This is a genomic window from Salinicola sp. MH3R3-1 (assembly GCF_001937155.1).
GTDB lineage: Bacteria > Pseudomonadota > Gammaproteobacteria > Pseudomonadales > Halomonadaceae > Salinicola > Salinicola halophyticus.
Map to the genome: position 1 here is coordinate 47,959 of NZ_MSDP01000007.1, position 25,876 is coordinate 73,834.

General features: G+C 61.1%; 21 protein-coding genes. 10 read left to right on the forward strand and 11 right to left on the reverse strand.

Annotated elements, in window-relative coordinates; translation table 11 throughout:
• Positions 1-78: 78 nt before the first annotated feature.
• Together ddlA and BTW08_RS04945 are read left to right on the forward strand one after the other, a co-directional pair.
• Positions 79-1,176 (forward strand): D-alanine--D-alanine ligase, encoded by a 1,098-nt coding sequence (gene ddlA, locus BTW08_RS04940; RefSeq protein ID WP_075561416.1) that lies wholly within the window; start codon positions 79-81, stop codon positions 1,174-1,176.
• A gap of 206 nt (positions 1,177-1,382) precedes the next feature.
• On the forward strand, positions 1,383-2,945 hold the full coding sequence (locus BTW08_RS04945) for a sulfatase-like hydrolase/transferase (protein WP_075561417.1): 1,563 nt from the start codon (positions 1,383-1,385) through the stop codon (positions 2,943-2,945).
• 67 nt (positions 2,946-3,012) lie between these two features.
• Here BTW08_RS04945 and BTW08_RS04950 read toward each other — a convergent pair whose 3' ends face one another.
• From BTW08_RS04950 to rfaD, 5 genes are all read right to left on the reverse strand, one after another.
• Entirely contained in the window at positions 3,013-3,837 is an 825-nt protein-coding gene (locus BTW08_RS04950) for a hypothetical protein (RefSeq protein ID WP_075561418.1), read from the reverse strand.
• 223 nt (positions 3,838-4,060) lie between these two features.
• Positions 4,061-5,239: a glycosyltransferase gene (locus tag BTW08_RS04955; RefSeq protein ID WP_168170637.1), complete on the reverse strand. Its 1,179-nt coding sequence runs from the start codon at positions 5,237-5,239 to the stop codon at positions 4,061-4,063.
• The gene (locus BTW08_RS04960) at positions 5,226-6,119 is read right to left on the reverse strand and encodes a hypothetical protein (protein WP_075561419.1); all 894 of its coding nucleotides are present in this window, start codon (positions 6,117-6,119) and stop codon (positions 5,226-5,228) included. Before BTW08_RS04960 ends, BTW08_RS04955 begins: the two co-directional genes overlap by 14 nt.
• A 54-nt stretch (positions 6,120-6,173) precedes the next feature.
• Positions 6,174-7,199, reverse strand: coding sequence for a lipopolysaccharide heptosyltransferase II (waaF, locus tag BTW08_RS04965; RefSeq protein ID WP_075561420.1), 1,026 nt, complete (start codon positions 7,197-7,199; stop codon positions 6,174-6,176).
• Complete coding sequence (gene rfaD, locus BTW08_RS04970; RefSeq protein ID WP_075561421.1) at positions 7,192-8,175, reverse strand: ADP-glyceromanno-heptose 6-epimerase; 984 nt, start codon at positions 8,173-8,175, stop codon at positions 7,192-7,194. The genes waaF and rfaD overlap by 8 nt, the downstream gene beginning before the upstream one ends.
• Positions 8,176-8,356: 181 nt before the next feature.
• On the opposite strand from rfaD, the gene glyQ reads away from it, so the two are divergent.
• From glyQ to BTW08_RS04990, 4 genes are all read left to right on the forward strand, one after another.
• Entirely contained in the window at positions 8,357-9,319 is a 963-nt protein-coding gene (glyQ, locus tag BTW08_RS04975; RefSeq protein ID WP_075561612.1) for a glycine--tRNA ligase subunit alpha, read from the forward strand.
• A gap of 2 nt (positions 9,320-9,321) precedes the next feature.
• The gene (gene glyS, locus BTW08_RS04980; protein WP_075561422.1) at positions 9,322-11,388 is read left to right on the forward strand and encodes a glycine--tRNA ligase subunit beta; all 2,067 of its coding nucleotides are present in this window, start codon (positions 9,322-9,324) and stop codon (positions 11,386-11,388) included.
• A gap of 634 nt (positions 11,389-12,022) precedes the next feature.
• Positions 12,023-12,562, forward strand: a complete 540-nt coding sequence (gene gmhB, locus BTW08_RS04985) for a D-glycero-beta-D-manno-heptose 1,7-bisphosphate 7-phosphatase (protein ID WP_075561423.1) — start codon at positions 12,023-12,025, stop codon at positions 12,560-12,562.
• 229 nt (positions 12,563-12,791) lie between these two features.
• Entirely contained in the window at positions 12,792-14,858 is a 2,067-nt protein-coding gene (locus BTW08_RS04990) for an AsmA family protein (protein ID WP_075561424.1), read from the forward strand.
• Between the two features lie 274 nt (positions 14,859-15,132).
• Here the strand turns inward: BTW08_RS04990 and BTW08_RS04995 are convergent, their stop codons facing one another.
• Positions 15,133-15,534: a hypothetical protein gene (locus BTW08_RS04995; protein WP_075561425.1), complete on the reverse strand. Its 402-nt coding sequence runs from the start codon at positions 15,532-15,534 to the stop codon at positions 15,133-15,135.
• Positions 15,535-15,752: 218 nt separating this feature from the next.
• Between BTW08_RS04995 and BTW08_RS05000 the strand changes: the two genes are divergently transcribed.
• The gene (locus tag BTW08_RS05000) at positions 15,753-17,273 is read left to right on the forward strand and encodes an aldehyde dehydrogenase family protein (RefSeq protein ID WP_075561426.1); all 1,521 of its coding nucleotides are present in this window, start codon (positions 15,753-15,755) and stop codon (positions 17,271-17,273) included.
• A 149-nt stretch (positions 17,274-17,422) separates the two neighbouring features.
• Here the strand turns inward: BTW08_RS05000 and BTW08_RS05005 are convergent, their stop codons facing one another.
• Together BTW08_RS05005 and BTW08_RS05010 are read right to left on the reverse strand one after the other, a co-directional pair.
• Positions 17,423-18,460 carry a zinc-dependent alcohol dehydrogenase family protein gene (locus BTW08_RS05005; RefSeq protein ID WP_075561427.1) on the reverse strand — a complete coding sequence of 346 codons (1,038 nt, stop codon included), beginning with the start codon at positions 18,458-18,460 and terminating at the stop codon, positions 17,423-17,425.
• An 88-nt stretch (positions 18,461-18,548) separates the two neighbouring features.
• Positions 18,549-18,794, reverse strand: a complete 246-nt coding sequence (locus tag BTW08_RS05010; protein WP_075561428.1) for a hypothetical protein — start codon at positions 18,792-18,794, stop codon at positions 18,549-18,551.
• A 147-nt stretch (positions 18,795-18,941) separates the two neighbouring features.
• Here BTW08_RS05010 and BTW08_RS05015 point away from each other — a divergent pair, with 147 nt between their 5' ends.
• A complete protein-coding gene (locus tag BTW08_RS05015; protein WP_075561429.1) occupies positions 18,942-19,676 on the forward strand; it encodes a Crp/Fnr family transcriptional regulator in 735 nt (244 codons plus the stop codon).
• A 65-nt stretch (positions 19,677-19,741) separates the two neighbouring features.
• Here the strand turns inward: BTW08_RS05015 and BTW08_RS05020 are convergent, their stop codons facing one another.
• Positions 19,742-20,722 carry a threo-3-hydroxy-L-aspartate ammonia-lyase gene (locus BTW08_RS05020; protein ID WP_075561430.1) on the reverse strand — a complete coding sequence of 327 codons (981 nt, stop codon included), beginning with the start codon at positions 20,720-20,722 and terminating at the stop codon, positions 19,742-19,744.
• A gap of 145 nt (positions 20,723-20,867) precedes the next feature.
• Here BTW08_RS05020 and BTW08_RS05025 point away from each other — a divergent pair, with 145 nt between their 5' ends.
• Positions 20,868-21,341: a GNAT family N-acetyltransferase gene (locus tag BTW08_RS05025; RefSeq protein WP_075561431.1), complete on the forward strand. Its 474-nt coding sequence runs from the start codon at positions 20,868-20,870 to the stop codon at positions 21,339-21,341.
• 100 nt (positions 21,342-21,441) lie between these two features.
• Here the strand turns inward: BTW08_RS05025 and gabT are convergent, their stop codons facing one another.
• Both gabT and BTW08_RS05035 read right to left on the reverse strand, forming a co-directional pair.
• Entirely contained in the window at positions 21,442-22,719 is a 1,278-nt protein-coding gene (gene gabT, locus BTW08_RS05030; protein WP_075561432.1) for a 4-aminobutyrate--2-oxoglutarate transaminase, read from the reverse strand.
• Positions 22,720-22,808: 89 nt separating this feature from the next.
• Entirely contained in the window at positions 22,809-24,230 is a 1,422-nt protein-coding gene (locus BTW08_RS05035) for an APC family permease (RefSeq protein ID WP_075561433.1), read from the reverse strand.
• Between the two features lie 200 nt (positions 24,231-24,430).
• Here BTW08_RS05035 and BTW08_RS05040 point away from each other — a divergent pair, with 200 nt between their 5' ends.
• Positions 24,431-25,867: a PLP-dependent aminotransferase family protein gene (locus tag BTW08_RS05040; RefSeq protein WP_075561434.1), complete on the forward strand. Its 1,437-nt coding sequence runs from the start codon at positions 24,431-24,433 to the stop codon at positions 25,865-25,867.
• The last annotated feature ends 9 nt before the right edge of the window (positions 25,868-25,876 follow it).

Consider the following 25,876-nt stretch of genomic DNA (forward strand, 5'->3'; position numbering starts at 1 on the left):
GCATCATGACGCCCGAGCGGCATAGAGAGTGATAGCGCCCCAGCGGCGTCGAGATCGTTAGCGAAGTGGAGCAGAACTATGAGCAAGATTCGGGTTGGCGTCATCTGCGGCGGGAAATCGGCGGAGCATGAAGTCTCGTTGCAGTCGGCCAAAAATATCGTCGATGCGCTGGATCGCGAACGTTTCGAGGTCACGGTCATCGGGATCGACAAACAGGGCCAGTGGCATATCAACGATGCCGACAACTTTCTGGTTCATGCCGACGATCCCCGGCGTATCGCCCTCAATCCTTCCGATGGTGACATCGCCCTCGTGCCCGGTCGTGAACAGCGCCAGCTGATCGCCACCGAGACGTCTCAGGGGACCCTGGGCCAGTTGGACGTGGTCTTCCCCATCGTTCACGGCACGCTCGGCGAGGATGGTTCGCTGCAGGGGCTGCTGCGGATGGCCAATCTGCCTTTCGTCGGCTCCGGTGTGCTCGGCTCGGCCGCCGGGATGGACAAGGACGTCGCCAAGCGCCTGCTGCGCGACGCCGGCATACCGGTCGCGCCATTCGTCACCCTGACCCGGCGCACGGCCGTCAGCGCCGATTTCGAGACCCTGAGTGCGAAGCTGGGTACGCCGCTGTTCGTCAAGCCTGCCAATCAGGGTTCATCGGTCGGGGTCAGCCGGGTGGAGAGCGCTGACGAATTCCGCGAGGCACTGACGCTGGCACTGGCGTTCGATCACAAGGTACTGGTCGAGTCGGCCGTGGTCGGCCGCGAGATCGAGTGCGCGGTGCTGGGTAACGACACGCCCGAAGCGAGCGTCTGCGGCGAGATCGTGATCGAAAGCGGATTCTATTCCTACGACACCAAATACATCGACGATGACGCGGCTACGGTTGCCGTCCCCGCCGACATCGACGCCGACGCCGGCGAATCGATCCGCCAGCTGGCGGTGCGGACATTTCAGGTCCTGGAGTGCGCCGGTCTGGCTCGTGTCGATGTCTTTCTCACACCCGAGGGAAAGGTCGTCGTCAACGAGATCAATACCCTGCCGGGCTTCACCCGCATCAGCATGTATCCCAAGCTGTGGCAGGCCAGCGGTCTGACCTACCCGGCTCTGGTGACGCGGCTGATCGAACTGGCCATGGCACGCCACGCCGAGGATCTGGCGCTGAGCCACTCTCGCTGAGGGCTGAGAATTTTGCGCCAGGCGCCGGGGAATTCCCGTCTCAGGCCATGGAATCCCCGAAGCGCAGCCCGAGTCCCGCTACCCGCGCCGGAACTCTCGGGCAACCTGCTTGTCTTGAATTCGTCATGTTAGAGTCATGACGATTGCTCACCCGGTGCCTGGAAGCGGCATCGATAGAACACGACGTTCACGGATCGAAGCCGGTCATGACCATCTCTCGCGACACACGACGTTGGTGTGCACTCACCTACATCGGCCTCTGCATCGGGTACGCCGTCATGGTGATCTGGGTGCTCCCGTGGTGGACACCCCTCGCCATCTCTCTCGTCTGGCTCGCCGCCGGCTACCATTTCCACTGGGGGCACGTCTCGCAGCGCGCCACGCTGCGTAAAACATGGCCGTGGTCGCTGCTGCCATTGGTGCTGTGGTGGGTCTACATCTATCTCGACGACAGCTTCGGCCAGCTCGACCTGGGCGCGGTGATCTTTCATCTGCAGGCCGGCATCGAGGAGAACGGCAGCACCGACCGCCAGATCGCCGGGGTGCTCTATTCCATCGCCGCGATCATCATGCTGTTCGCGGTGACCTGGATGGTGCGTGCCGATCATCGCTGGCGTCTGTGGGAACGCGTACTGAGTCTGTTCCTGCTGGCCTTCAATCCGCTGCTGTTCGGCCTCTCGTTACGCGGCGCCGCGGTGATCGATGACGATGAAGCCTGGCTCAACGATCGCTACCGGCCACCGGAGATCGTCGCCGCGCCGCAGCAACCGCCCAATCTGATCTATCTCTACATGGAGAGCACCGAGCGCACCTACAGCGATACCCAGCGCTTCGGTGACGCCTACGAGGATCTGGCCCAGCTGGGCAAGGAAGGCGTGGTCTTTCATGGCGTCAAGCAGCTCGACAATACCGGCTGGACGATGGCCGGCATGGTTGCCAGTCAGTGCGGGGTACCGCTGATGCCGGCGGGTCTGATGCACGACAACCAGTTCGAACCGCTATCGGACGTGCTCCCCGGCGTCAGCTGTCTCGGTGATCTGCTGCATGAACGCGGCTACGATCTCACCTACATGGGGGGCGCGAGCACCAAGTTCGCCGGCAAGGCAAAATTCTATCGCGGGCACGGTTTCGATACCGTTCTGGGACGTGACGAGCTGGAGGACAAGGCCCCCGCCGACTATCTCAACGACTGGGGACTTTACGACGATACGCTGTTCGGGCTGGCCGAAAAGCGTATCCGGAATCTACATGACAGCCACAAACCCTACGCCTTCTTCGGCCTGACCCTGGCGGCGCACCCTCCGTTCGGCAACCCGTCGCAGTCCTGTATCGACAATCAGGGCCCGTTCGACGGCACCAACATTCTCTATTCGGTCAAATGTACCGGCTGGCTGGTGAAGAATTTCATCGAGCGGCTCCGAAACGAGGGTTTGCTCGACAACACGCTGATCGTGGTGGCCAGTGACCATCTCTCGATGAAAAACTCGGCGTGGGAAGACCTGATCGCTGAAGACCGCGAGAATACGCTGATGATGCTGGGCAATGGTCTGCGCCCGCGGATTGTCGAACGCCCGTCGAGCATGGTCGACGTGCTGCCGACGCTGCTGGTGGCAATGGGTTATACCGTTCCGGATCATCGCGCCGGCCTGGGCGTGTCGCTGTTTTCCTCGTCACCCACGCTGGTCGAGCGCTACTCGCTGGAGGAGATGAACCAGCGCATGCGTAGCGAGAATATCCTTCAGGAGCGGCTCTGGAACGGGGTCAACTGAGGGGATGGAGTCAACTGAAGGAAGCGGGGTCAGCCGAGGGAACGAAGACGACCGGGCGCGGAAGGCGCTAGCGTGGCGCCGGCCAATCGATGGGCCCCAGCTCTTCGCCGGGGTCCAGCTCGCCCGGTTCGGTTTCCGGGGTACAGCGCGTCAACGCCTCGGCGACGCGGGCCAGCGCTGCCTCGCCGCTCGCATCTTTGACCACTCGTTGCCACCACTGCCGGTGCACCGCGCGCACGACGACGGGGATCGACCGTAGTCCCACGCGTTGCGCCATCGCCAGACGATGGAGGCCGCGATTGACCTTGAGCAGCCGACCGTCGCGGGTGACCGCAACACCCAGATCGTCCTTGCCCAGCTCGCTATCGAAGCCGTCGCGGGCCATGGCATCGAGAAACCCCAGATAGGTCTTCAGATATGCCAGGATCGCCTCTTCGGAATCGAGCAGCAGGCCCTGTCGATGCGAGGACCAGGGATTACCCGACTGAAGCCGCGATCGATACTGGCGAAAGCGTTCGGTCTGGGTGAGATCAGCGCGATGGAGATCGAGATCGCTGATGAAGCGGTAGCGCGAACCGCGACGCAGATCGCCACGGCTCTGATCCCAGTCGCCGTCCCAGATGAACGCCGATGAGAACGGGCGTCTACCCCCGACACCCTTGACGTTGAGATCCCGGATCAACTCGCGCGGGTCGACGTGCACGACCAGCGCCGAGCCTAGCCGAGTCTCGACCGAGCGCCGCGGCAGCCCCCGACGTTCGATCCAGCCACCGCCCGCTTTGCCGTCGGCCCAGCGTCGAAACAGTGCTTCCTCCAACGGTACGCCAATGTGGCGCTGAAAAGCGTCACGTAGCTCAGCCTGCCAGCGCGCGCGGCGAACGGCGCCCTCCATTCGGCGATCGACGAGGTCGCTGAAAGCGACCTCGTCAGCGGGCAACCGCGGAGAGGAATGAGGCTGAGAGACGCGCGCCATCGGGAAGCCTACACGTTCGGGTAGTGAAAATGCCGTTATCAAACGCTGTTCGATGAGCATAGCATAGCACATTGATAAGCAGGCTATACAGTTAGTCGCCGATAGCCAACGTCACTTCCCCGTAGCGTCCCGTCCTTCGCGTCTAAGTCGTTGGCAGATCGAGAAACTGCTGCATGATGCGCGTGTCGCGAAAACGCTCGATCAACTCGGGGTCGGCTTCCAATCGAGGCGAATGCGCCAGTCCTTCGCGAATCTTCTGCGAAAGGCCAGATATCGAATTCTCGGCGATCAGTCGCGCCTGATCGTTGATCAGCACGTTGCGCACGCCGCCCGGGCAGTCGACCGCGGCACAAGGCGTGCCACAGATCATGCTTTCGGCCAGCACGATTCCGAAAGCCTCGCTGCGCGAGCTCAGCACGAAGAGCCGGGCGTGTTTCATCCAGGGGTAGGGATTGGGTTGGCTGCCGACGAAATGGATACGCGCGCGAGCCCCGAGTTCATCGACGAGCTGCTCGAGACTTTCACGCTTGGGCCCATCGCCGACAATGACCAGATCTTCCTCGATCGCGGCCTCGAGATAGGCACGAATCAGCCACTCCTGGCGTTTGACATCGGAAAGCCGAGAGACGTGGACAATGAAAGGCCTGGCGGGCAGTTCGACGGGCTCGTCGGCCTGGCGGCGAATGGCCTCGATATCGCACGGATTCATGATGGTCGCCCAGCGGGCGGGGCGAATGCCATGATGGGCGAGCTGCCCTTCCAACTGGGCGCGGACGTTGGGCGTATTGCAGATGATCTGCTTGCCCTCGTAGAGGCGCTTGAGATAAAAGCCCTTTAGCCGGCTTCCGTAGTCGCCGGGCCAGGAGACCGTCACCTGCCACAGGCGCGGATCGCGCCACGACCAGACCGTCTCGAAGGCGCCCTGACCGCGCATGATGACGCGGTCGATGGGACCATGCTCGGCCTCCAGTTTTTCCACGAAGCGATTGAGGTAGTGACCGCCATACCAACCACGCCACAGGAATCCGGAGCCCGGCATGAGGGGCTTCAGAAGTGCTCGCGTTGCCAGATCGTATAGCAACCCGATACCCGTCTTGCGGAAAGACTTGTCGAAATCTACCCGATGGACCGTCACGCCGGCATCCGGCGCCAGCTCGTAGCCGCCCTTGAGCACCAGCACGTGGACCTCGTGACCCTCTCGCGCCAGCACGTTGGCAAGATTCACGGTGACCCGCTCGATGCCGCCGATACTCAGCTTGCGAACAACCAGCAATACCCGTTGGCTCATGTCGTCGTCGCCCGCGTCATCACGTTCTCTCATCATCGATTGGCCGACCAAACATCAGCGGCTTGAGTTCGGGGTAGCGGGCGAGACAATTGGCGAACTGCACATCGTTCCCCCCCTGCTTGATGTTCTCTTCATGCAGCGCGGATTCACCCGCCGCTGGCGTCGGCAGAAAATCGACGTTGCTTGGATTGATTCTGACACAGCGCGTACCGGCCTTGAGCGATGCCATCTTGAACCAGATATCGTCCGCATTGGGCGCCAGCGCCTGAAAGGTTTCAGCGTCGAAGACCATCGCATCCAGTACGCCTGGCGGGTACAGCACGCCTCCGCTGCCGGTCGGCATCAGGGCGAAATTGGGCTGGGTCGCGCCCGCGGCCTGGCGGTTCTTGACCACCCGGTAGGATATTTCACCCGAGCCCGGCGAGCTCTCGCAGAGCATGTGGCCACGATGGCAGACGATACAACCGGGAAAGCGAGCCGCACCGTCCATCAGGCGTCGTGCCCAATCCGCGGGATAGAGCATGTCGTCGTCGGCAGTGATGATCGTCGCTTGCGGATAGGCTTCCAGCGCATGCACCAGTTTGTCATAGGAGCGGTAATCCGCTTCGGTCACCACGATTTTCACCCCACGGCCTTCCAGTCGCCGTAGCGACTTCGGCAGCTCGCCGATCACCTCCTTGTCCCGTCTGGACAAATAGAGATGAACATCGAAAGCATCGATATCCTGCTCGCAGAGCGACTCCAGCGTGGCAAAGACCTGATGGATACGCCGCGGATGGGTGGTCAATGAAATGATGAGCCGATCACCGCTGGTCGGAACGCGGCGGGACGCTCGGGGATTTTTCATTCGATAGTGGAAAAAACGCAGCGCCGAGCGCAATTTTCGCTTTCGCTTGGCAGTCAGTAGCGGCATGGTCATTCTCATTCAGTATGACGGCGGCGAGCCACCGTCGGCCAAGCCTATGAGTTAGCCCTGAATCGACTGCGCGATTCCGGCAGGCGACATCTGTTTGAGGCAGTTGCGATGTCCCAACGGGCAGGTGCGCTCGAAACAGGGCGAGCAGGATAGTGCCAGATAGTGGATATCGGCGTTGCCGGTCAGCGGCGGCGTATAGGCCGGCGAAGAGGAGCCGTAAAGCGCCTGAATCCGCGTGCCGACCGCGGCGGCCACGTGCATCAGTCCCGAGTCGTTGGTGACCACCTGTTCGCAGGCGGCGAGCAGGTCGACGGCGTCCGCCAGTCGGGTCTTGCCGCACAGGTTATGGGCGGATTCCAGGCCGTCGGCGATCACGTCGCCGGCCTCGGTATCCTTGGGCCCACCCAGAACCCATACTGCATAGCCCTTGCCGATCAGCGTCTCGGCCAGTTCGCGAAAATACTCGAGCGGCCACTGCTTGGCCGGGCCATATTCCGCCCCGGGCATCATGCCAATGGCCGGGCGCTCGCCGAGAGACAGCTCGGCGCGCAACTCCGTTTGACGCCCGCGATCGACGCGCAGTCGTGGATACGGAATCTCGAAATCCCCACCCGCGGCCTGTTCGACATCGAGCCCTAGCGCCACGAAACGCTTGACGGTTTGATCCAGCACACCTTTGTCGAGCCGGCGACGATCGTTGAGCAGCACGTAGCGCTGTTCGCCGGTGAAGCCGGTGCGTCGGGGGATGCCGGCCAGAAACGGCACCAGCGCCGACTTCAGCGAACGCGGCAATACGATGGCGCGATCGAAGCGCCCTTTCAACGAGCGTGCGACGTCGCGCCGAGTCTTCCAGCCGAACTCGCCGTGTTTCACGTCCAGTGCAATGGCCTCGTCGACTTCCGGCATGCGCTCGAGAATCGGCAGCGACCAGCCCGGCGCCAGCACGCCGATCCTCGCGCCCGGATGGCGTCGCTTGAGAGTGATGAACAGGCTCTGCGCCATTACCATGTCGCCGACCCAAGACGGGCCGACGACCAGGATTCGTGGTGCCTCGGCACCGACAGCAGCTTCATCCATTCAGCCATTCCAGATAGGCGGAAACGCCTTCGCGCACGGTCTTGAATTCGGCGCGATAGCCCGCCTCGCGCAGGCGACCGATGTCGGCGCGGGTGTAGCTCTGGTAGCGACCCTTGAGTTCATCGGGGAAGTCGATGTACTCGATCTCGACCTTTGCCCCGTCCTTGTCGGAATAGAAATCGATTGCCGTCTCGGCGATCGCCTTGAACGGCTCCGCGCGGCCGGTGCCCAGGTTGAAGATGCCGGAGACCTCGGGGTTGTCCAGAAACCACAGATTGACGTCGACCACGTCGCCGACGTAGACGAAATCGCGGCTCTGCATGCCGGCTTCATAGCCGTCCCAGGCACCGAACAGCTTGGGATTCTCGCCACGCTGGACCTGGCTGTGATGATGGTAGGCGACGCTGGCCATCTTGCCCTTGTGCTGTTCGCGCGGGCCATAGACGTTGAAGTAGCGAAAGCCGACGACCTGGCTGTCGAACTCATCCCAGCGGGCACGCACGTACTGATCGAACAGCAGCTTGGAGTAGCCGTAGACGTTGAGCGGCTTCTCGTGAGCGGGGTCCTCGACGAACACCTCGCTACCGCCATAGGTGGCGGCGGACGAGGCATAGAGAAACGGGATTCGCTTGGCCTGACAGTATTCGAGCAGCACCTTGGAGTACTCGAAGTTATTCTCCAGCATGAAGCGCCCGTCCCACTCGGTAGTATCCGAGCAGGCGCCCTCGTGGAAGATCGCCTCGATCGGTGGCAGTCCGCCGGCTTCGCCGCGCATCTCACCACCCAGTTCCGCCTTCACGCGGGCCAGGAAATCGTCCTTGTCGAGATAGTCACCCAGCGTGCAGTCCGCCAGGTTGACGAATTTGGTGCCGTCGCTGAGATCGTCGACCACCATGACGTCCAGATGGCCGCGTGCGTTGAGTGCCTTGACCAGATTGGCCCCGATGAAGCCGGCCCCGCCCGTGACAACGATCATGTCGTAACTCCTCTTCGATCGACTCGGTTACCGTGAATGGAGACTCCGACCGCGTGCGTCGCCGGACGTTCGATGACAATCCGCCAACGACACGGCCTGATCGTCGACAGTGCCTATAACCGATTGAGCGCTAATTGTATACTTGGCGGCTCACGAATTCATGGGCAACGGTGCGCAGTCAATGACAGACTCGACGGCAGATGCAAAAACCTTTCAGGGGTTGATACTCGCCCTTCAGCAATACTGGGCGGAAAAGGGCTGTGTCGTGCTGCAGCCACTCGACATGGAAGTGGGCGCCGGCACCTTTCATCCGGCCACCTTCCTGCGCTCGATCGGCCCGGAGAGCTGGAACGCAGCCTCTGTCCAGCCGTCGCGCCGGCCCACCGATGGCCGCTACGGGGAGAACCCCAACCGCCTGCAGCACTACTACCAGTTCCAGGTGGTGATGAAGCCCTCCCCCAAGGATCTGCAGGATCTCTATCTCGGATCGCTCGAGCGGCTGGGAATCAACCCGCGGGTTCACGATATCCGTTTCGTCGAGGACAACTGGGAATCGCCGACGCTCGGCGCCTGGGGTCTGGGTTGGGAAGTCTGGCTCAACGGCATGGAAGTGACCCAGTTCACCTACTTCCAGCAGGCCGGCGGGATCGAATGCTTCCCGGTGACCGGCGAGCTGACCTACGGTCTCGAGCGCATCGCCATGTACCTGCAGGACGTCGACAGCGTCTACGACCTGGTGTGGACGATTGCTCCCGATGGCACCCGCATCACCTATGGCGATGTCTACCTGCAGAACGAGCGGGAACAGTCGACCTACAACTTCGAACACGCCGACGTGCCCTATCTGTTCGAAGCCTTCGACCACTGCGAATCCGAGTGCAACAAGCTGCTCGCGGCCAATCTGCCGTTGCCCGCCTACGAACAGGTACTCAAGGCCTCGCATACGTTCAATCTGCTGGATGCACGACATGCGATCTCGGTCACCGAGCGGCAGCGCTACATCCTGAGAGTGCGCACGCTGGCGCGTGAGGTCGCGCACGCCTATTACGCCTCACGTGAAGCCGCCGGATTCCCGCTGGCGCCCGAGGTGCTGCGACGCGAGCTCCTGCAGCAAACTTCAGAAACCACTCAGGGAGACGCATGAGCATGGCAGTCAACACCCTACTGATCGAACTGGGCGTCGAAGAGCTGCCGCCAGGCGCCCTCGCCAACCTGGCGTCCGCCCTGCGTGACGGCGTCGTCAAAGGTCTCGACGACGCCGAGGTTCCCCATGGCGAGGCATATGCCCTCGCCTCCCCGCGGCGTCTGGCCGTGCGCGTTGCGTCGCTCGCCGACAAGCAGCCTGACCGCGAAGTCGAAAAGCGCGGCCCGGCCCTGGCCGCCGCCTTCAAGGATGGCCAGCCCACCAAGGCGGCGGAAGGTTTTGCACGCTCCTGCGGCGTGACGGTGGACGAACTGATTCACCTGGAGACCGACAAGGGCACCTGGCTCGGCTACCGTGAACAGCAGCAGGGAGACAACGTCGAGACGCTGCTGCCGGCAATTCTCAACGCTGCCGTCAACGCCCTGCCGGTTCCCAAGAACATGCGCTGGGGCGCCTCGCGCATCGAATTCTCGCGTCCGGTCCACTGGCTGGTGCTGCTTTACGGCGACCAGATCGTGCCGGCCAGCGTGCTGGGTCTGGAGTCCGGCCGCACGACGCTGGGGCACCGCTTTCATGCCCCGGCGCCGATCGAACTCGCCCACGCCGACGACTATGAAGCCGCACTCGAAAACGCCTACGTGCTGGTGGATCTGGAGCGGCGCCGGGAGCGCATTCGGGAGCAGGTACTGGCCGAGGCCGAAGTTCAAGATGCCCAGGCGGTCATCGACGAGGATCTGCTGGAAGAGGTCAGCGGTCTCGTGGAGTGGCCGGTGGCGCTGACGGGTACATTCGATGAGCGCTTCCTCGAGGTGCCCGCCGAGTGCTTGATCTCCTCGATGAAGGCCAACCAGAAGTATTTCCACCTGCTCGATGCCGATGGCAAGCTCAGGCCGCAGTTCATCACCGTGGCCAACATCGATAGCGAAGATCCGCAACAGGTCATCTACGGCAACGAAAAGGTCATTCGCCCCCGCCTGGCCGACGCGGCGTTCTTCTTCGAGGTCGATCGCAAGCAGACGCTGGAGGCCCGGCGCGAGTCGCTGGCCAACGTCGTATTCCAGCGCGAACTGGGCTCGCTTGCCGACAAGTCCGCCCGCAGTGAAGTCGTCGCCCGGTTCATCGCCGGCAAGATCGACGGCGACTCCCAGGCGGCAGCCCGCGCAGCCCAATTGGCGAAATGCGATCTGGTCACGGAGATGGTGCTCGAGTTTCCCGAGCTGCAGGGCATCATGGGGACCTATTACGCACGTCACGATGGCGAGCCGGAAGCCGTGGCGGAAGCCATTCACGAGCAGTATCTACCGCGCTTCGCCGGCGATGTCATTCCCCAGACATCGACCGGTCAGGCACTCGCGCTGGCCGATCGTCTGGATACGTTGACGGGTATCTTCGGTATCGGTCAGCGCCCCACCGGCGCCAAGGACCCGTTTGCCCTGCGCCGCGCCACCATCGGCGTGCTCAACATCCTGATCAAGGGCGAGCGGGATCTCGACCTGCGCGAGTTGCTGGAACTGGCCGCGTCCCAGCACCGCGACCTGCCCAAGGCCGAAGGCCTGGTCGATGACGTGTTGACCTACATGCTCGATCGCTTTCGCGCCTGGTCGCAGGACGAAGGCTTGCCGGTCGACGTTTATCTGGCGGTACGTGCTCGCCCTGTGACGCGGCCGCTGGATTTCGCCCGCCGTCTGCGCGCCGTGCACCGTTTCAGCCAGCGCGAAGAAGCCGCGGCCTTGGCAGCGGCCAACAAGCGCGTTTCCAATATCCTGGCCAAGCAGCAACACGACGGCAGCACTCAAGTGAAAGGCGACCTCCTCGTTGAGGACGCGGAGATCGCCCTGGCTAACGCCGTGGCCGATTGCCGCGATCAGGTCGAGCCGCTGTTCCAGGAAGCAGACTACGCCCAAGCGCTGGATATTCTTGCCACGCTGCGCGCGCCGGTCGATCGCTTCTTCGACGAAGTGATGGTTGCCACTGACGACTCCGCCGTCCGCGCCAACCGTCTCGCGCTGCTCGCCAGTCTGCAGGCGCTGTTTCTCGAAGTGGCCGACATCGCCGAACTGCAGTCGTAACTCTTGATCGTTTCACGTGAAACATTAGCCCGGCCTTCAGGCCGGGCTTTTTGGTTGTAGTCTTTTATCTGGAGCGGCTAGTCAACGCCACCTCTCTTACCCAGCGGCAATGACGACAAGGGGGTACCGTCAGAGCGATGTTCCACGTGAAACATCGTCCTGATCGAATTAACCCAACCGGGCCACCTACCCGAGCACATCAAGATTTCGGCGTCCAGACCTGATGAACTTGATCTCGGCAGACGATAATCGATGCGGTTATCTCGTTGAACGCGACGGCATGTTTGACGGCTCTCTGCCCGATCTAGATAACTGAGCCATGGGATCTTCTGGTCACGCGGCGATCTCGCCCCATTCTCTTCACGAAGGCCGATATACCCACGGACTTGAGGGGCAATCGCCGCTATCCCATTCCGCTAACGGGCAAGAGTTCGGCCCGCATGACAAGCACAGCCGGTGCAGACAGGCCCACCGATCGACATGTGCAACCTAATTGCTGGATTACCGCTCGCTATTTCGGCAAGCGATTTTTCACGTGGAATATCCGCCTTTGCGCAATCAAGCCTCAAACCAAGTAAAATCGGTTCGTCTTCTGGCCCTTTTCTTTACTCTTTATTTCAGGATCCTTTTTCTGATGACCGGACTCGTCATACTCGACCGTGATGGCGTCATCAACGAAGACTCCGACGCCTATATCAAATCGCTCGACGAATGGCGCCCCCTGCCCCGTTCGATCGAGGCGATAGCCCGCCTATCCCGCGCCGGCTGGCAGGTGGCGATCGCCACCAACCAGTCCGGCATCGGCCGCGGTTATTACGATCTGACTACGCTGCACGACATTCACAGCCATCTCTCGGAGCGTGTTGAACGCGCGGGCGGAAGCATCGCCCTGATCACCTATTGTCCTCATCTACCCGATGACGGCTGCGATTGCCGCAAGCCCAAGCCCGGCATGATCTTCGAAATTCAACAGTCTCTGGGTATCGCGTCGCTCGAACAGAGCTGGATGGTCGGCGACAGCCTCCGGGATATCCAGGCCGGTCAGGCCGCAGGCTGTCTCACCGCGTTGGTCGAAACGGGAAAGGGAGCCGATACTCTAGCCAAGCTTCCTCGGTCCATTCGCCCCGACTGGCTCTGCGCGGACCTTGCCGAATTCGCCGACCGCCTGGTCTAGGCGACGGCCATAGCGAAAACGAGCAGAAGCAAAGAACAAGCGCTCACGTCGCCTTCTAAAATTCCGAGCTGCTCAAGTAAGCCGGCAGCCGAGGGCCCCCGAATTGTTTCACGTGAAACACGCACCTACCGCCTCGTGGGGGATGGCGCTCTGTCCTATGAGGCAAGGCGACGTTCTTCCAGCCCTCGACTATCCTTGAATTCTTCACCACGGAACTTGGGATAGCGTGATGACTCGAGGCAAGAGAGTGGGCGTCTGGATCCTGGCTATTGTCATACTGACGATGGCCGCACTGGTCATCGTGGTCGCGACCTTTGATTGGAATCGGCTCAAGCCGACGATCAACCAGCGCGCCAGCGATGCGCTAAACCGGCAGGTTTCCATAGAAGGCGATCTGAGCGTCGATTGGCAGTGGCCTTCGGGAGACGGCGGCTGGCGGCATTGGTTTCCCTGGCCCGAAGTTCATGCCGAAGATATTCACATTGGTAGCCCTGACGCTATTACCGATGCCGACCTCGTCCGCCTGAAGACACTCGATATCACGCTATCTCCCCTGCCGTTGCTCGGAAAAACTCTCCCCTTGCCAGCTATTGGCTTGAGCGGCGGCGCGGCGAACCTCACTCGTCTCGAGGATGGCCGCAACAATTGGACTTTCGACCTGGGCGGTAATGATCAGAAGGAACAGGCAAAGGAAGACGGCTCGAAAGAGAACGGCTGGACGGTCGATGTAGGGCAAATCGACTTCGATCCCATCGATGTTCATTATCAAGATGCAATATTGGCTGCCAATATAGAGGCAACGGTCCAGCTACTCGGTCAGCCCATCGCATTCAATGAGCTGACTGACGATGATAGCGCCGTCAGCCAGACGGAGGATCGGCAGATCGGCGACTACCGTTTCGGCTGGAAAGCCGAGGGCACCTATCGCGAACAGCCCTTCTCGGGTTCGGGAAAGCTGGGTGGACCCGAAGCGCTGAAGCAGCGGAATATCCCGTATCCCGTTCAGGCCAAACTGGACGCCGGCAATACCCAGGTGGCCGTCAACGGTACGATAACCGACCCGTTATCGCCGAAAACGGTCGATATGGATCTCAGCTTCTCGGGTCAGAACCTGGGCGATCTCTATGGCATCATCGGCGTGACCCTGCCCGACACACCGCCCTATTCCACTCGAGGCCATTTGACCGCCAATCTGAATACCCAGGATGCGCTGTCCTTTCGTTATCGCGACTTCGACGGCCAGATCGGTGATAGCGACATCCACGGTGACCTTACCTATCGCATGGGTGAACCGCGCCCCTCGCTCAAGGGCGAGGTCGTTTCGCGACAGTTGCGCTTCGCCGATCTTGCGCCTCTGATTGGCGCTGATTCGAATGCCGAAAAAGCCGACCGCGGCGAAACCAGCCGTCAGCCGGACGACAAGTTGTTGCCGGTGGAAGAGTTCGATACGGCCAAATGGAAAACCATGGACGCCGACGTCAAGTTCACCGCCAAACGTGTCGAGCACGGTGACTCTCTACCCCTCGAGGACATTTATACCCATGTCACGTTGGAGGACGGGGAGATTCTGCTGGATCCGCTGCGGTTCGGCATGGCAGGAGGCAACCTCAATACCACGTTACGCCTCGACGGCAGTCAAAGCCCGATGCAAAGCCGGGTCGATATGCATATTCGTCATCTGATGCTTAGCCGACTGTTTCCCGACGTGGAGCTGATGAAAAACAGCAGCGGAGAGCTCAACGGGGACGCCACGCTAAGCGGCACGGGGAATTCCGTTGCGAGCATTCTTGGCAGCAGCAACGGCGACCTGCAGATGCTGATCAATGATGGCCTGATCAGCCAGAACCTGATGGAATTAGCCGGCCTCAATGTGGGCAACTACCTGGTCGGTAAACTATTCGGTGACGAGCAGGTTAAAATTAACTGCGCGGCAGCCAACCTCAATGTCAAAGATGGGTTGGCCAAGACTCGCTTCTTCCTGATCGATACGGAAAATGCCCTGGTCAAGATCGATGGCAACATCAACTTCGGTAATGAGGCGCTGGATTTGACCATTGAGCCGGAGAGCAAGGGAGCCCGCGTCTTCACACTACGCTCACCCCTCTACGTCAAAGGGACCTTCAAGAACCCCTCCCCCGGCGTGGACACGGGATCGCTGCTGGCTCGGGGAGCCATTGGTGCATTTCTGGGCACTGTTGCGACTCCTGCCGCGGCCCTGTTGGCGCTGATATCTCCCAGCGCTGACGAGAAGACTCCCTGTAACGATTTCCTGAGTCAGGTCAAGACTGACGGCTAAGCACATGCCAGGATCCCGCAACTCAGGGGAGCTATCGACTCAAGACGGGAAGCGAATGACCTGGATTGTTCCACGTGAAACATCACCCAACAGTGCATGACGTTGGCGGTTGGCATCTCATCGCGTTCTTGAAATCGAAAGCCAGGAATCAAAAAGCCCGACGCGATACCTGGATCGCGTCGGGCTGGAGATGAAGATGTTGGACACTCTTTCGGTGAGTCAGGTCACGTCTTTCTTAGTTCACGTCTTTCTTAGTTCACGAGGGGCGTCGCGACTACCGTGATGCGTTGTCGGCGTACTGCTCACCCAGGGATTCGAGCGCACCGATGATCTTCTCGATTTCCGCATCGAATCGATTTTGCTGCTGGGCATAGAAATGGCGCGTATACGATGCGCCCTTGTGCTTATCCACCAGGTGAGAAAACTGCGCCTCCAGCTGATCGGTGTGAAAGCGCAAACGCTCGGTAAGGAACGCCGCCTGCCCCTGGTGACAAGCCACGTCCATCAGTGCTCTCACCTGGACCGTCAGCAGATATAGCTGCATGACGTTGCGCTCCTGAACTTCTTTCTGCGTGGAGACGCTGTCATCCAGCAGATTGATCGAACTCATCTGGCAGCAGCCGGTGTCGTCGGTCAGCGGGCGATCCTGAACTGCTTTTTCCTGAGTCTGTAACATGGTCAGACCCTCCTCTAGGTCGCTGAACCCTGTCACTCATAGTAACACTGCGATTTATTGTCACCGTTCGCCATTGGTCGAAGTAACGGGTCCCTGCCTATAGAAGATCGCGAAGCCGGATAGGGTCGCCTAAAGCGTAATGGCAGGCGTCCGCCGGGAAGCGCAGATTGGGAGGGGAAATCCAGCGATCGGTCATCGATCCATCAGGAGAAGCCATCATGCATTACGCCAATCCGAACACCTCGGACGCCATCACTCGGTTCGAGAAGCGCTATGACAACTATATCGGCGGCGAGTGGATACCCCCGGCCGAGGGGCGTTATTTCGATAACATCACGCCGGTTACCGGCGAGGTGTTCTGCGAAGTTGCCCGATCGAGCCAGAAGGATATCGATACGGCACTGGACGCCGCCCACAAGGCCGCGCCCGGTTGGGGCAAGACCTCTGTTCAGGAACGCTCGACCCTGCTGCTCAGAATCGCGGACCGGATGGAACAGAACCTGGAAATGCTGGCCGTTGCTGAAACCTGGGATAACGGCAAGGCCGTGCGCGAGACCCTGGCCGCCGACATTCCGCTGGCGATCGACCATTTCCGCTACTTCGCCGGCTGTATTCGGGCCCAGGAGGGCACTACCGCCGAAATCGACGAGAACACGGCTTCCTATCATTTTCACGAACCGCTGGGCGTGGTGGGCCAAATCATTCCCTGGAACTTTCCGATCCTGATGGCGACCTGGAAGCTGGCGCCGGCGCTTGCTGCAGGTAACTGTGTCGTACTCAAGCCTGCCGAGCAGACACCGGTCTCGATCTTCAAGGTGATCGAGATCATCCACGACCTGCTGCCCAAGGGCGTCATCAATATCGTCAACGGCTATGGCGAAGAAGCCGGCCAGGCACTGGCCTCCAGCAAACGTATTGCCAAAATCGCCTTCACCGGCTCCACCCCCGTCGGCTCGCACATCATGAAGTGCGCGGCCGAAAACATCATTCCTTCCACCGTGGAGCTGGGAGGCAAGTCGCCGAACATCTACTTCGAAGACATCATGTCGGCGGAACCCGAGTTCATCGATAAATGCGCTGAAGGCCTGGTGCTGGGCTTTCTCAACCAGGGCGAAGTGTGTACCTGCCCTTCCCGCGCGCTGATTCAGGAGAGCATCTACGACGACTTCATGGCCAAGGTCATCGAGCGGGTCAAGAAGATCAAGCGCGGCCATCCACTGGATACCGAAACCCAGGTGGGCGCTCAGGCATCGCAAGAGCAGTTCGACAAGATCATGTCCTACATGGACGTCGCGCGGGAGGAGGGCGCGGAGTTCCTGTCCGGTGGCAAGCAGGAGTCTCTCGGCGACGATCTTGCACGGGGCTATTACATCCAGCCGACGCTATTGAAAGGCAACAACAAGATGCGGGTGTTCCAGGAGGAGATCTTCGGCCCAGTCGTCTCGGTGACGACGTTCAAGGACGAAGCGGAAGCCCTTGCCATCGCCAACGATACCGAGTTCGGCCTTGGCGCCGGCGTCTGGACTCGCGACATCAATCGCGCCTACCGCATGGGTCGCGGCATTCAGGCTGGGCGCGTGTGGACCAACTGCTACCACCAGTATCCGGCTCATGCGGCCTTCGGTGGCTACAAGAAATCCGGCGTCGGTCGAGAGACCCACAAAATGGCGCTGGAGCACTATCAGCAGACCAAGAACCTGCTGATCAGCTATGACGTCAATCCCATGGGCTTCTTTTAAACCCCTGAAGAAAGCGCTCTGTCGGCATCGGCAGAGCGCTTCATTGATCGTTCGATGAGACAATTTGACAAGCTCATTTCCCGCCGCTGGACACGCGACGTATTTCATCCAGTGACCACGCCTCGTGTGATTCCCATTGCCGCCGCCGCTTACGCATCGATAATGACCTTCAGCGCCTTGGTCTCCGCGGCCCGACCAAAAGTGTCGTAGGCGGTCAGAATCTCGGAAAACTTGAAGTGATGGGTAATCAAACGGGTCGGATCGATCCTGCCCGATTGCACCGTCTTCAATAGCATGGGCGTCGTCACGGCATCGACCAGACGGGTCGTGATCGATATGTTCTGCGCCCAGAGCCTCTCAAGATGGAGATCGACCTTCTGACCATGGACACCGATGTTGGCGATAACGCCGCCGGCAGCAACGATCGCCTCGCAGAGTTCGAAAGTGGCCGGAACACCCACCGCTTCGATAGCCGTGTCGACGCCTTTGTCACCGGTCAGCGCATTGACCTTCTCGACGGCCTTGCCATCGCCGCTGTTGATGGTCCGTGTCGCGCCGAAAGTCAGCGCCATCTCCAACCGGTTGTCATCAAGATCGATCACGATGACCTCGGCCGGGGAATAGAGTTGCGCGGTCAATAGTGTCGCCAGACCAATCGGGCCAGCCCCGACGATCGCTACCGAAGAACCCGGGGCAATCTTGCCGTTAAGCACACCGCATTCGAAGCCGGTCGGCAGAATATCGCTAAGCATGACCATCGCATCGTCATCGGCACCATCAGGAATAGGATAGAGGCTGGTCTCGGCATGCGGGATAAGCACATATTCGGCCTGCGTTCCGTCGATCTGGTTGCCGAGGATCCAGCCGCCAGTGGTGCAGTGGGAGTACATCCCACGACGACAATATTCGCATTTGCCACACGACGAGATGCACGAGATCAGTACGCGGTCGCCTTCATGGAGCGTGGTGACGCCCGCCCCCAATGACGCAATGGTGCCGATGCCTTCATGCCCCAGAATACGACCCGGCGCGCAGGTGGCCACATCGCCTTTGAGGATATGAAGATCCGTACCACAGATGGTGGTCTTGACCATTTTGACGATGACATCGCCTGGATCCCGGAGCTCAGGCATGGGTCGATCTTCAACGCTCTTTTCTCCGGGACCGCCATAAACGAGTGCTTTCATGATCAAGTGCTCCTGTGGTGTGGTGACACCGCTAGCCGCGTTCGCGAAGGGATTTCTTGGTCTGGGCGCATCGAGGCCTGGGACTGTCTTACGCCCTGTTTCGAGGCCTGCGAACGGAATTTCCGCCATCGATGATCCGATTGATCAGATCCGCCACCGCCCGGTGCGTGGCAGCCTCGGATTCGGGGCCACCCGCATTTCCATGCGTCGTTGAGGCGTCCTTGAGAACGCCCATGATTTCGTTTTCGGACAAGACATGACTGTCATTTAACGCCAGCAGCAACGACTCGCAAATTGCCAGCGCGGCCATTCCTGAATAGATGTCGTTTTCCATAGCGTTCTGACTCCTTCCAGGAGACGCACTAGTGCGGATTGTCCGGCAGCGTAGGAAAGAGTCTGTCAAGAATTCGGCTATGCTAAGCTGATCGATATCAGTCAACGGCACGTTTCTCGGCTGTCGATCACAGGGGGCAGAGTCGACGTGTTCAGCATCGAAGACACACCGCTAGTACGAAAGCTGGGCGCCTTTGTGTCCTTATCGGAGGCAGAGCTCCGCGTGCTGGAAACCCTGCACAAGAGACGACGACGCTTTATCGCAGGGCCCGAGCTCGTTCATCAAGGGCAGTCCGATCAAGCAGCCTATATTCTCGCCTCGGGCTGGGCATGTTCTTTCAAGATGCTGAAAGATGGGGGACGACAGATCGTCGATTTTCAGATCCCGGGGGATTTTCTCGGTCTACGCAGCGTATTGCTGCACATCTCGGATCACGGCATCGAGCCCATTACCGATATGGAGGTAACGGAGGTCTCGGCGGCTGATCTACTGGTCGCCTTTGAGCGACATCCTCGCCTAGCCACTGCCATACTCTGGGCCGCCTCTCGCGACGAGGCGATGGTGGTGGAGCATCTGGTGGATATCGGGCGGCGCCATGCGGCCGAGCGCATGGCACATTTCCTGCTGGAGCTCGGAGCCCGGCTTAACCTCGTGGGCATGGGCATCAAGACGGGGTACGCCTGTCCGCTAACGCAGACTCATCTCGCTGATGCCTTGGGACTGACAGCCATCCATGTCAATCGGATACTGCGTCAGCTGCGTGAAAGGGGCCTGGTCACATTCCAGAGCGGCATCGTGACTTTCGACAGTTACAACGAAATGGTAGATTTTGCAGAATTCAATCCGGCTTACCTGAATCAGGGCGGGCCACTACTCAGATAACACCGGTGCCAATCCGAAGGCTTCACGGGGGCGCTGCCGCCCCGTCACGAATCACTGCCCGGCCGTTAGGTTCCGCCTTGCGATGACGAAATCAGCTCGGCAAACCGGATCCAGTCAACGTTTCCTCCAGATAGAATGATTCCGACTCGACGCTCATCGATCGCCACTCGGCCACTGAATGCGGCAGCCGCTGCCAGGCACCCGGTCGGTTCGACGAACTGCTTCATCCGCACGGCCATGAAGCCCATGGCATCAACGAGTTCCGCGTCGGAGACAGTGACGATCTCGTCGACATGCGCCTGGAGTACCGGGAAAGTCAGCGTACCCAGCGCCTGGGTCTGGGCGCCATCGGCGATGGTGCGCGGCGTGTCGATGGAAACGATTTTGCCGCTGGCCAGGCTCCGCTGAGCGTCGTTACCGGCTTCCGGCTCGACGCCGATGATTCGACAGTTCGGATAACGTGCCCTGGCGACCGTGGCACAGCCGGACAATAGCCCGCCGCCACCCAGCGGCACGATCAATGTATCCAGCTCACCGACATCATCGAACAGCTCCTCGGCAACAGTACCCTGCCCCGCCATCACGTGCGGATGATCGAACGGCGGGATCAGCGTCAGCCCTTGGGACTCCGCCAACTCGCGGCCCAACGCCTCGCGATCCTGAGTATAGCGATCATAGAGCACCACTTCGGCGCCATAACCCCGAGTGGCGGCAATCTTGATGGCTGGCGCATCCTCGGGCATGACGATGACGGCACGAATGCCGTGCAGCCTGGCCGAGAGCGCGATCGCCTGGGCATGATTGCCCGAGGAGAACGCGATGACGCCGGCGGCTTTCTGTCTGGTGTCGAACTGGTTGATGGCGTTGTAGCCGCCGCGGAACTTGAACGCGCCGACGCGCTGAAGGTGCTCGGCCTTGAAGTGAAGCGTTGCGCCAGTGCGCGCGTCCGCCGTCGCCGACCGCAGCGCCGGCGTCCAGTGGGCGATTCCTTCGAGCCGTCGATGTGCCGCTACCACGTCATCGTAGTCGATTGCCAGGGTGCTCATGCCGTCATCGTTCTCCCGTTGTCATGGCGTCGTTGTCGCGGTTATCGCGTCCAGCGCTACATTGAAAGCCCTTCAAAATGCTTAAATGAAACACTTGGATAGGGCTTCGATCATGATGGCTGAATGGCCGCGAGGAAAGAGACAGATGGCATCATACGACTGGATGTGGCAGACGGGCCCCGAACTCGATCCTGCCGAACTTTACGCGCTGCTCTCGCTGCGTGAGGCCGTGTTCGTGGTAGAACAGCAGTGCCCCTATCAGGAACTGGATGGTCACGATCTGCACGGTTCGACGCACCATCTGAGCGTACTGGCAGCAGACCATCTCGCGGCGACCCTGCGTCTCAAAGTCCCGGATGAGATCGACCGGCCCGTCTCCATTGGCCGCGTGGTCATCCATCCCGATTACCGCGGCGGCGGGCTCGGTCACGAGCTGTTGCGCGCCGCGCTGACGCGAATCGAATCTCGATGGCCCGGCCGCGACGCCCGGTTGTCCGCCCAGGCGCATCTACAGGGTTATTACGGCCGCCACGGCTTCGAGCCGGTCGGCGAGATCTATGTAGAAGACGGCATCCCCCATATCGACATGCAGCGAGAGTGCGATTCGCAGGGTAAGTAAGCACTCACTTTAACGAAAACGAAAAAGCCGACACTGCAACAGCAGCGTCGGCTTCTTTTCAGCGTATCCGCCCCGCCACGCGGGGCAGAGGCCATTCAGCTCAGGTGCCGAATTCGCTAAGCATCCTCTCGATCAGATCGAGTCCCTCTTCAAGCACCTCGTCACTGATGGTGACCGGCATCAGGAAGCGGATCGTGTTGGCGTAAAGGCCACAGGAGAGCAGGATCAAACCGCGTTCGCGCGCCTCGCGACAGAGCTTGCCTGCCAGCTCGGCATTGGGCACGCCGCTCTTCTTGTCGGTGACCAGATCGAAGGCCGCCATCGCGCCCAGGTTGCGGGCGTTGGCGACACCGGCGTAGTCCTGCTGCCACTTGTCGAAGCGCACTCGGAGCTTCTCGCCCAACGCCTGGCTCTTCTCCAGAATGCGCTCCTCCTCGAACACTTCCAGCACGGCCAGCACCGCGGCACAGGAGACCGGGCTGCCGGTGTAGGTGCCGCCCAGCGAGTTACCACCGGAAGCGTCCATCACCTTGTCAGTGCCCACCACGGCGGAGATCGGCATGCCGTCGGCCATGCTCTTGGCCATGGTGATGATGTCCGGTTCGACGCCGCTATGCTCGATCGCGAACAGCTTGCCGGTCCGCCCGAAGCCGGACTGTACCTCGTCGGCGATGAGCAGGATGCCGTGCTCGTCGCAGATCTCCCGCAGCGCTTTCAGGAAGCTCGCTGGCGCGGCGTGGAAACCGCCCTCGCCCAGCACCGGCTCGATCACGATCGCCGCAGTGTCGTTGACGTTGGCATCCGTCTTCAGCGTCATCTTCAGGTGGCGCAGCGCCTCTTCCTCGCTGACGCCGATGGACGGCACCGGATAGGGCGCACGATAGACCTGGCCCGGCATCGGGCCGAAATCGTTACGATACGGTGCCACCTTGCCGTTCATCGCCATGGTCATGAACGTCCGGCCGTGATAGCCGCCGGTAAAGCAGATCACGCTGGAGCGTCCGGTGGCGGCACGCGCCACCTTGACCGCGTTTTCCAGCGCCTCGGCGCCGGAGTTCGCCAGCATCACCTTGGCGTGGCCGCGCACCGGCGTCACTTCGCTGAGCTTCTGCGCCACCCGCACGTATCCCTCGTACGGCATGACGGTCTGGCAGGTATGCATCACCTTGTCGAGCTGGGCCTTGACCGCTTCGACCACCTTGGGATGACGATGGCCGATGTTAAGCACGCCGATACCCCCGGCGAAGTCGATGAAGCGCTTGCCGTCCTCGTCCCACAGCTCGGCATTCTCGGCGCGAGCAGCGAACTGGCCGGCCGGGCTGGCCGCGCCATTGGCGACGTAGCGCTGCTTGAGTTCGTTGAGTTCTGCATTGGTCATGGATGAACACTCCTCTGACGCGGCATCGGGTGCCGCTAACGTGGGTCGCGCGTCGTCGGGTTCGCAGGCGGCGCGCCATACAATCAAAATCAGGATTTATCGTAGGCAGCCCGAATGAGGCGATCGCCCATCTCTCGACCGTAGTGCTGTCGCGCCCATCCGTACAGTGCCAATCCGGCGATCATCCAGCCACCGAAGATGGACCACTCGATGGGCGTCAGCGCCGACGGGCTGCCTGGCAGGTAGAGACACGTCATGCCCAGCGACAGCAGCACCGCCAGCACGCCGACCAGTTTGCCGGCACCGACATGGTACGGGCGCGGCATGTCCGGCTCGCGATAGCGCAGGATAACGAACGACAGCGCCACGAACAGGTAGGCAAGCACGATGCCCAGGCCGCCGGCATCGACCAGCCATACCAGCGCCGGACGTCCGAAGAATGGCGCCGCGGTAGAGAGCACGCCAATCAGGATGATGGCATGGGTCGGGGTCTTGTAGCGCTGGTGCAGCTTGCCAAGGAAAGCCGGCAACATCCCGGCGTGGGCCAGCGCATAAATGGCCCGCGACCCGCCGATATAGAACGCATTCCAGCTGGTGATGATCCCGGCGATGCCCGCCAGCACCATCAGATTGCCGGCCCAGGATGCATCGAAGACCGCCGTCATCGCGTCCGGCACACTGAGAGAGCTGCCCTGCAGCGCCTCGTTGTCGAGCATCAGGCTGGTGCCGAGAATGATCAGGGTATACCAGCACACCGCCATGATCACCGAGAGGACCAGCACCTTGCCGATATCACGGAACGGCAGATCGATCTCTTCCGCGGCCTGGGGAATCACGTCGAAACCGACGAACAGGAACGGGACCAGCACCAGTACCGCCACGATGCCGCCGAAGGCGCCGTGCTCGCCGCTGGCGAACAGCGGCTGCATGTTGCCGCCGTCGCCGGTGAACAGCGATCCGGTCACGAACATTACCCCCGCCACCAGGATCAGCCCGGTGACGACTTTCTGCAGTAGCGCAGCGGTGGAGATCCCCACGTAATTGACGGCCATCATCGCCAGCGAGCCGAGCACGCCTACCGCGACCCAGGTCGCCTTGACGTCCCAGCCGGCGACGGTCCATAGATCACCGACGGCGTAACCGGGGAACAGATGCTCGACCACCGTCGGCAGCGCCACGGCTTCGAACGACGCAACGCTGACATAGCCCAGCACGATGCTCCAGGTGCAGACGAAAGAGGCAAAGTGGCCGAGCGCTCGATAGCTGTAGACGTGTTCGCCACCCACCTGAGGCATCGCCGACGCCAACTCGGCATAGGTCAAACCCACCAGCAGCACGGCAATGCCGCCAATGACGAAAGCGAGTATCGCGCCCACGCTACCCCCATCGAGAATGGCGCTACCGGTGAGGACGATCCAGCCCCAGCCGATCATGGCGCCGAAAGCCAATGCGAGAACATCGGTACGGGCGAGAACCCGCACGAATTCCGGAGGATGAGGAGCATTCGACATGAGGATTTCTCTTCAGGTTGTTATTGAGAAGGCGAGAGCGTCGTCGATAGACCGGGAACAGCGATCCACCTGTCACGCTACCACTCCGAGCCCTACCCGGGACTAGACCACTTTCCGCTTCGAGTAGACCACCTGCGAGGGCCAGCGCATAATCGACGGATTCCTTTCGCCACCCTTCCGCGTCCCTCACGAGGAGTCGCATGGACGACCGCCACCAGGCGCTGTATCACATCAAGCAGGGTTACCACGCTCAGCCGGTTCACCTGACCAAGCACTGCCGACTCGAGCAGACTCTGCTGACCCTGATCGAGCAGCGATGGCAGGATGGTCAACGACTGCCCGGTCATCGAGCGCTATGCGTCACGCTCGACGTGGCCCGCAACACGTTGGCCGGCGTCATCGAGGGCCTGACCCAGCAGGGGCATCTGATTACCGATCACGGGCGGGGCACCTGGGTTTGCAAGCGCTTACCTCGGCGGGAACGGGAGGCTGTTCCCAGCGGGCCGATTTCTCGCCGCGCACATAAGCTGCTTGGGGATGTCGGTGCCAGTCCGCTGCAGAGCGGCGCCTTCGTGCCGGGCGTGCCCGATATCGTCCATTTTCCGATCGCCCGCTGGCGCCAGCTCTATTCGCGCATCACCGTGCCCCACAATACGCTGCTGCTCTCCTACGCCGCGGGCGGCTACGGGCCGTTGAAGCGCGCCATCGCGGGCTATCTGTCACGGTGGCGGGGCATCGACTGCGAACTCGATCAGATCGTGATTACCGAAGGCGCCCACCACGGCCTTCAGCTGTGCGCCCTGACGCTGGCTGACCACGGCGATCGCGTGGTCATGGATTCCCCCTTCTACTGGGGCGCTCGGAACGTCTTTCACGCTGGCGGACTCGAGATCGAGCACGCCAAGTGGGAACCGCGGGAAGGTTACGTGGGCACGTTGCCAAGCGCTCGCCCCAGACTGCTCTACTTCACCGGATCTCACCATTATCCGTTAGGCATGAAGTCAGTGAGTGCTCACAAACATTCACTGGTTCGACATCTTGAACCGGACTGGATCCTGGAAGACGACTACGAATTCGGCGACGGCTGTCATCGGGAACTGGCGTTCGATACCGTCTCCGACAACCAGATTCTGATCGGCTCGTTCTCCAAGCTGATGTTCCCGGGTCTGCGGCTGGGTTATCTGGTGGTACCGAGAGGGCTGAGTGCCGCGATCAACCGGGTGCGTACCGGCGTCTTTCGCGAAGGAAGGCTACTCGATCAGGCGGTGCTCGCCACCTTCATCGATGATGGCGATCTGGATAGCTGGTGTCAGCGCATGGCCCGCGAGTATCTGCAGCGCCAACAGCAGCTGCAGGGGCTGCTCGCCGGGACACCCGGCATCATCGGCATTTCGCCGCCGGCCGGCAATATCAGTCTGAGTCTGGCGCTCGCCGCGAATCTGGACGACGAGCGTTTATCACAGCATCTGCTGAACCGATACCAGCTGGTCGCCCGGCCGTTGAGCCGAGTGTGCGGCGCGGGCGACCACCGGCGCGGCCTGATTCTGGGCGTCGGCATGGTCGAGGGCGAGGCGCTTGACCGTCAGGGCCTGCGCCTCGCTGCCGGCATTCGCGAGTTCGTCGAGTCGCAACGCTGAGATGGCAAC

Excerpts from the sequence above, each read along its gene's own strand:
- glyQ (WP_075561612.1), top strand. The coding sequence starts at position 8,357 with ATGACAGACTCGACGGCAGATGCAAAAACCTTTCAGGGGTTGATACTC.
- BTW08_RS04945 (WP_075561417.1), top strand. The coding sequence starts at position 1,383 with ATGACCATCTCTCGCGACACACGACGTTGGTGTGCACTCACCTACATC.
- rfaD (WP_075561421.1), bottom strand. The coding sequence starts at position 8,175 with ATGATCGTTGTCACGGGCGGGGCCGGCTTCATCGGGGCCAATCTGGTC.
- BTW08_RS05010 (WP_075561428.1), bottom strand. The coding sequence starts at position 18,794 with ATGGAAAACGACATCTATTCAGGAATGGCCGCGCTGGCAATTTGCGAG.
- BTW08_RS05025 (WP_075561431.1), top strand. The coding sequence starts at position 20,868 with ATGGCATCATACGACTGGATGTGGCAGACGGGCCCCGAACTCGATCCT.
- BTW08_RS05035 (WP_075561433.1), bottom strand. The coding sequence starts at position 24,230 with ATGTCGAATGCTCCTCATCCTCCGGAATTCGTGCGGGTTCTCGCCCGT.
- BTW08_RS04950 (WP_075561418.1), bottom strand. The coding sequence starts at position 3,837 with ATGGAGGGCGCCGTTCGCCGCGCGCGCTGGCAGGCTGAGCTACGTGAC.
- ddlA (WP_075561416.1), top strand. The coding sequence starts at position 79 with ATGAGCAAGATTCGGGTTGGCGTCATCTGCGGCGGGAAATCGGCGGAG.
- BTW08_RS04995 (WP_075561425.1), bottom strand. The coding sequence starts at position 15,534 with ATGTTACAGACTCAGGAAAAAGCAGTTCAGGATCGCCCGCTGACCGAC.
- BTW08_RS05000 (WP_075561426.1), top strand. The coding sequence starts at position 15,753 with ATGCATTACGCCAATCCGAACACCTCGGACGCCATCACTCGGTTCGAG.
- BTW08_RS04990 (WP_075561424.1), top strand. The coding sequence starts at position 12,792 with ATGACTCGAGGCAAGAGAGTGGGCGTCTGGATCCTGGCTATTGTCATA.
- waaF (WP_075561420.1), bottom strand. The coding sequence starts at position 7,199 with ATGGATGAAGCTGCTGTCGGTGCCGAGGCACCACGAATCCTGGTCGTC.
- BTW08_RS05040 (WP_075561434.1), top strand. The coding sequence starts at position 24,431 with ATGGACGACCGCCACCAGGCGCTGTATCACATCAAGCAGGGTTACCAC.
- BTW08_RS04955 (WP_168170637.1), bottom strand. The coding sequence starts at position 5,239 with ATGAGAGAACGTGATGACGCGGGCGACGACGACATGAGCCAACGGGTA.
- gmhB (WP_075561423.1), top strand. The coding sequence starts at position 12,023 with ATGACCGGACTCGTCATACTCGACCGTGATGGCGTCATCAACGAAGAC.
- BTW08_RS05020 (WP_075561430.1), bottom strand. The coding sequence starts at position 20,722 with ATGAGCACCCTGGCAATCGACTACGATGACGTGGTAGCGGCACATCGA.
- BTW08_RS04960 (WP_075561419.1), bottom strand. The coding sequence starts at position 6,119 with ATGCCGCTACTGACTGCCAAGCGAAAGCGAAAATTGCGCTCGGCGCTG.
- glyS (WP_075561422.1), top strand. The coding sequence starts at position 9,322 with ATGGCAGTCAACACCCTACTGATCGAACTGGGCGTCGAAGAGCTGCCG.
- gabT (WP_075561432.1), bottom strand. The coding sequence starts at position 22,719 with ATGACCAATGCAGAACTCAACGAACTCAAGCAGCGCTACGTCGCCAAT.
- BTW08_RS05005 (WP_075561427.1), bottom strand. The coding sequence starts at position 18,460 with ATGAAAGCACTCGTTTATGGCGGTCCCGGAGAAAAGAGCGTTGAAGAT.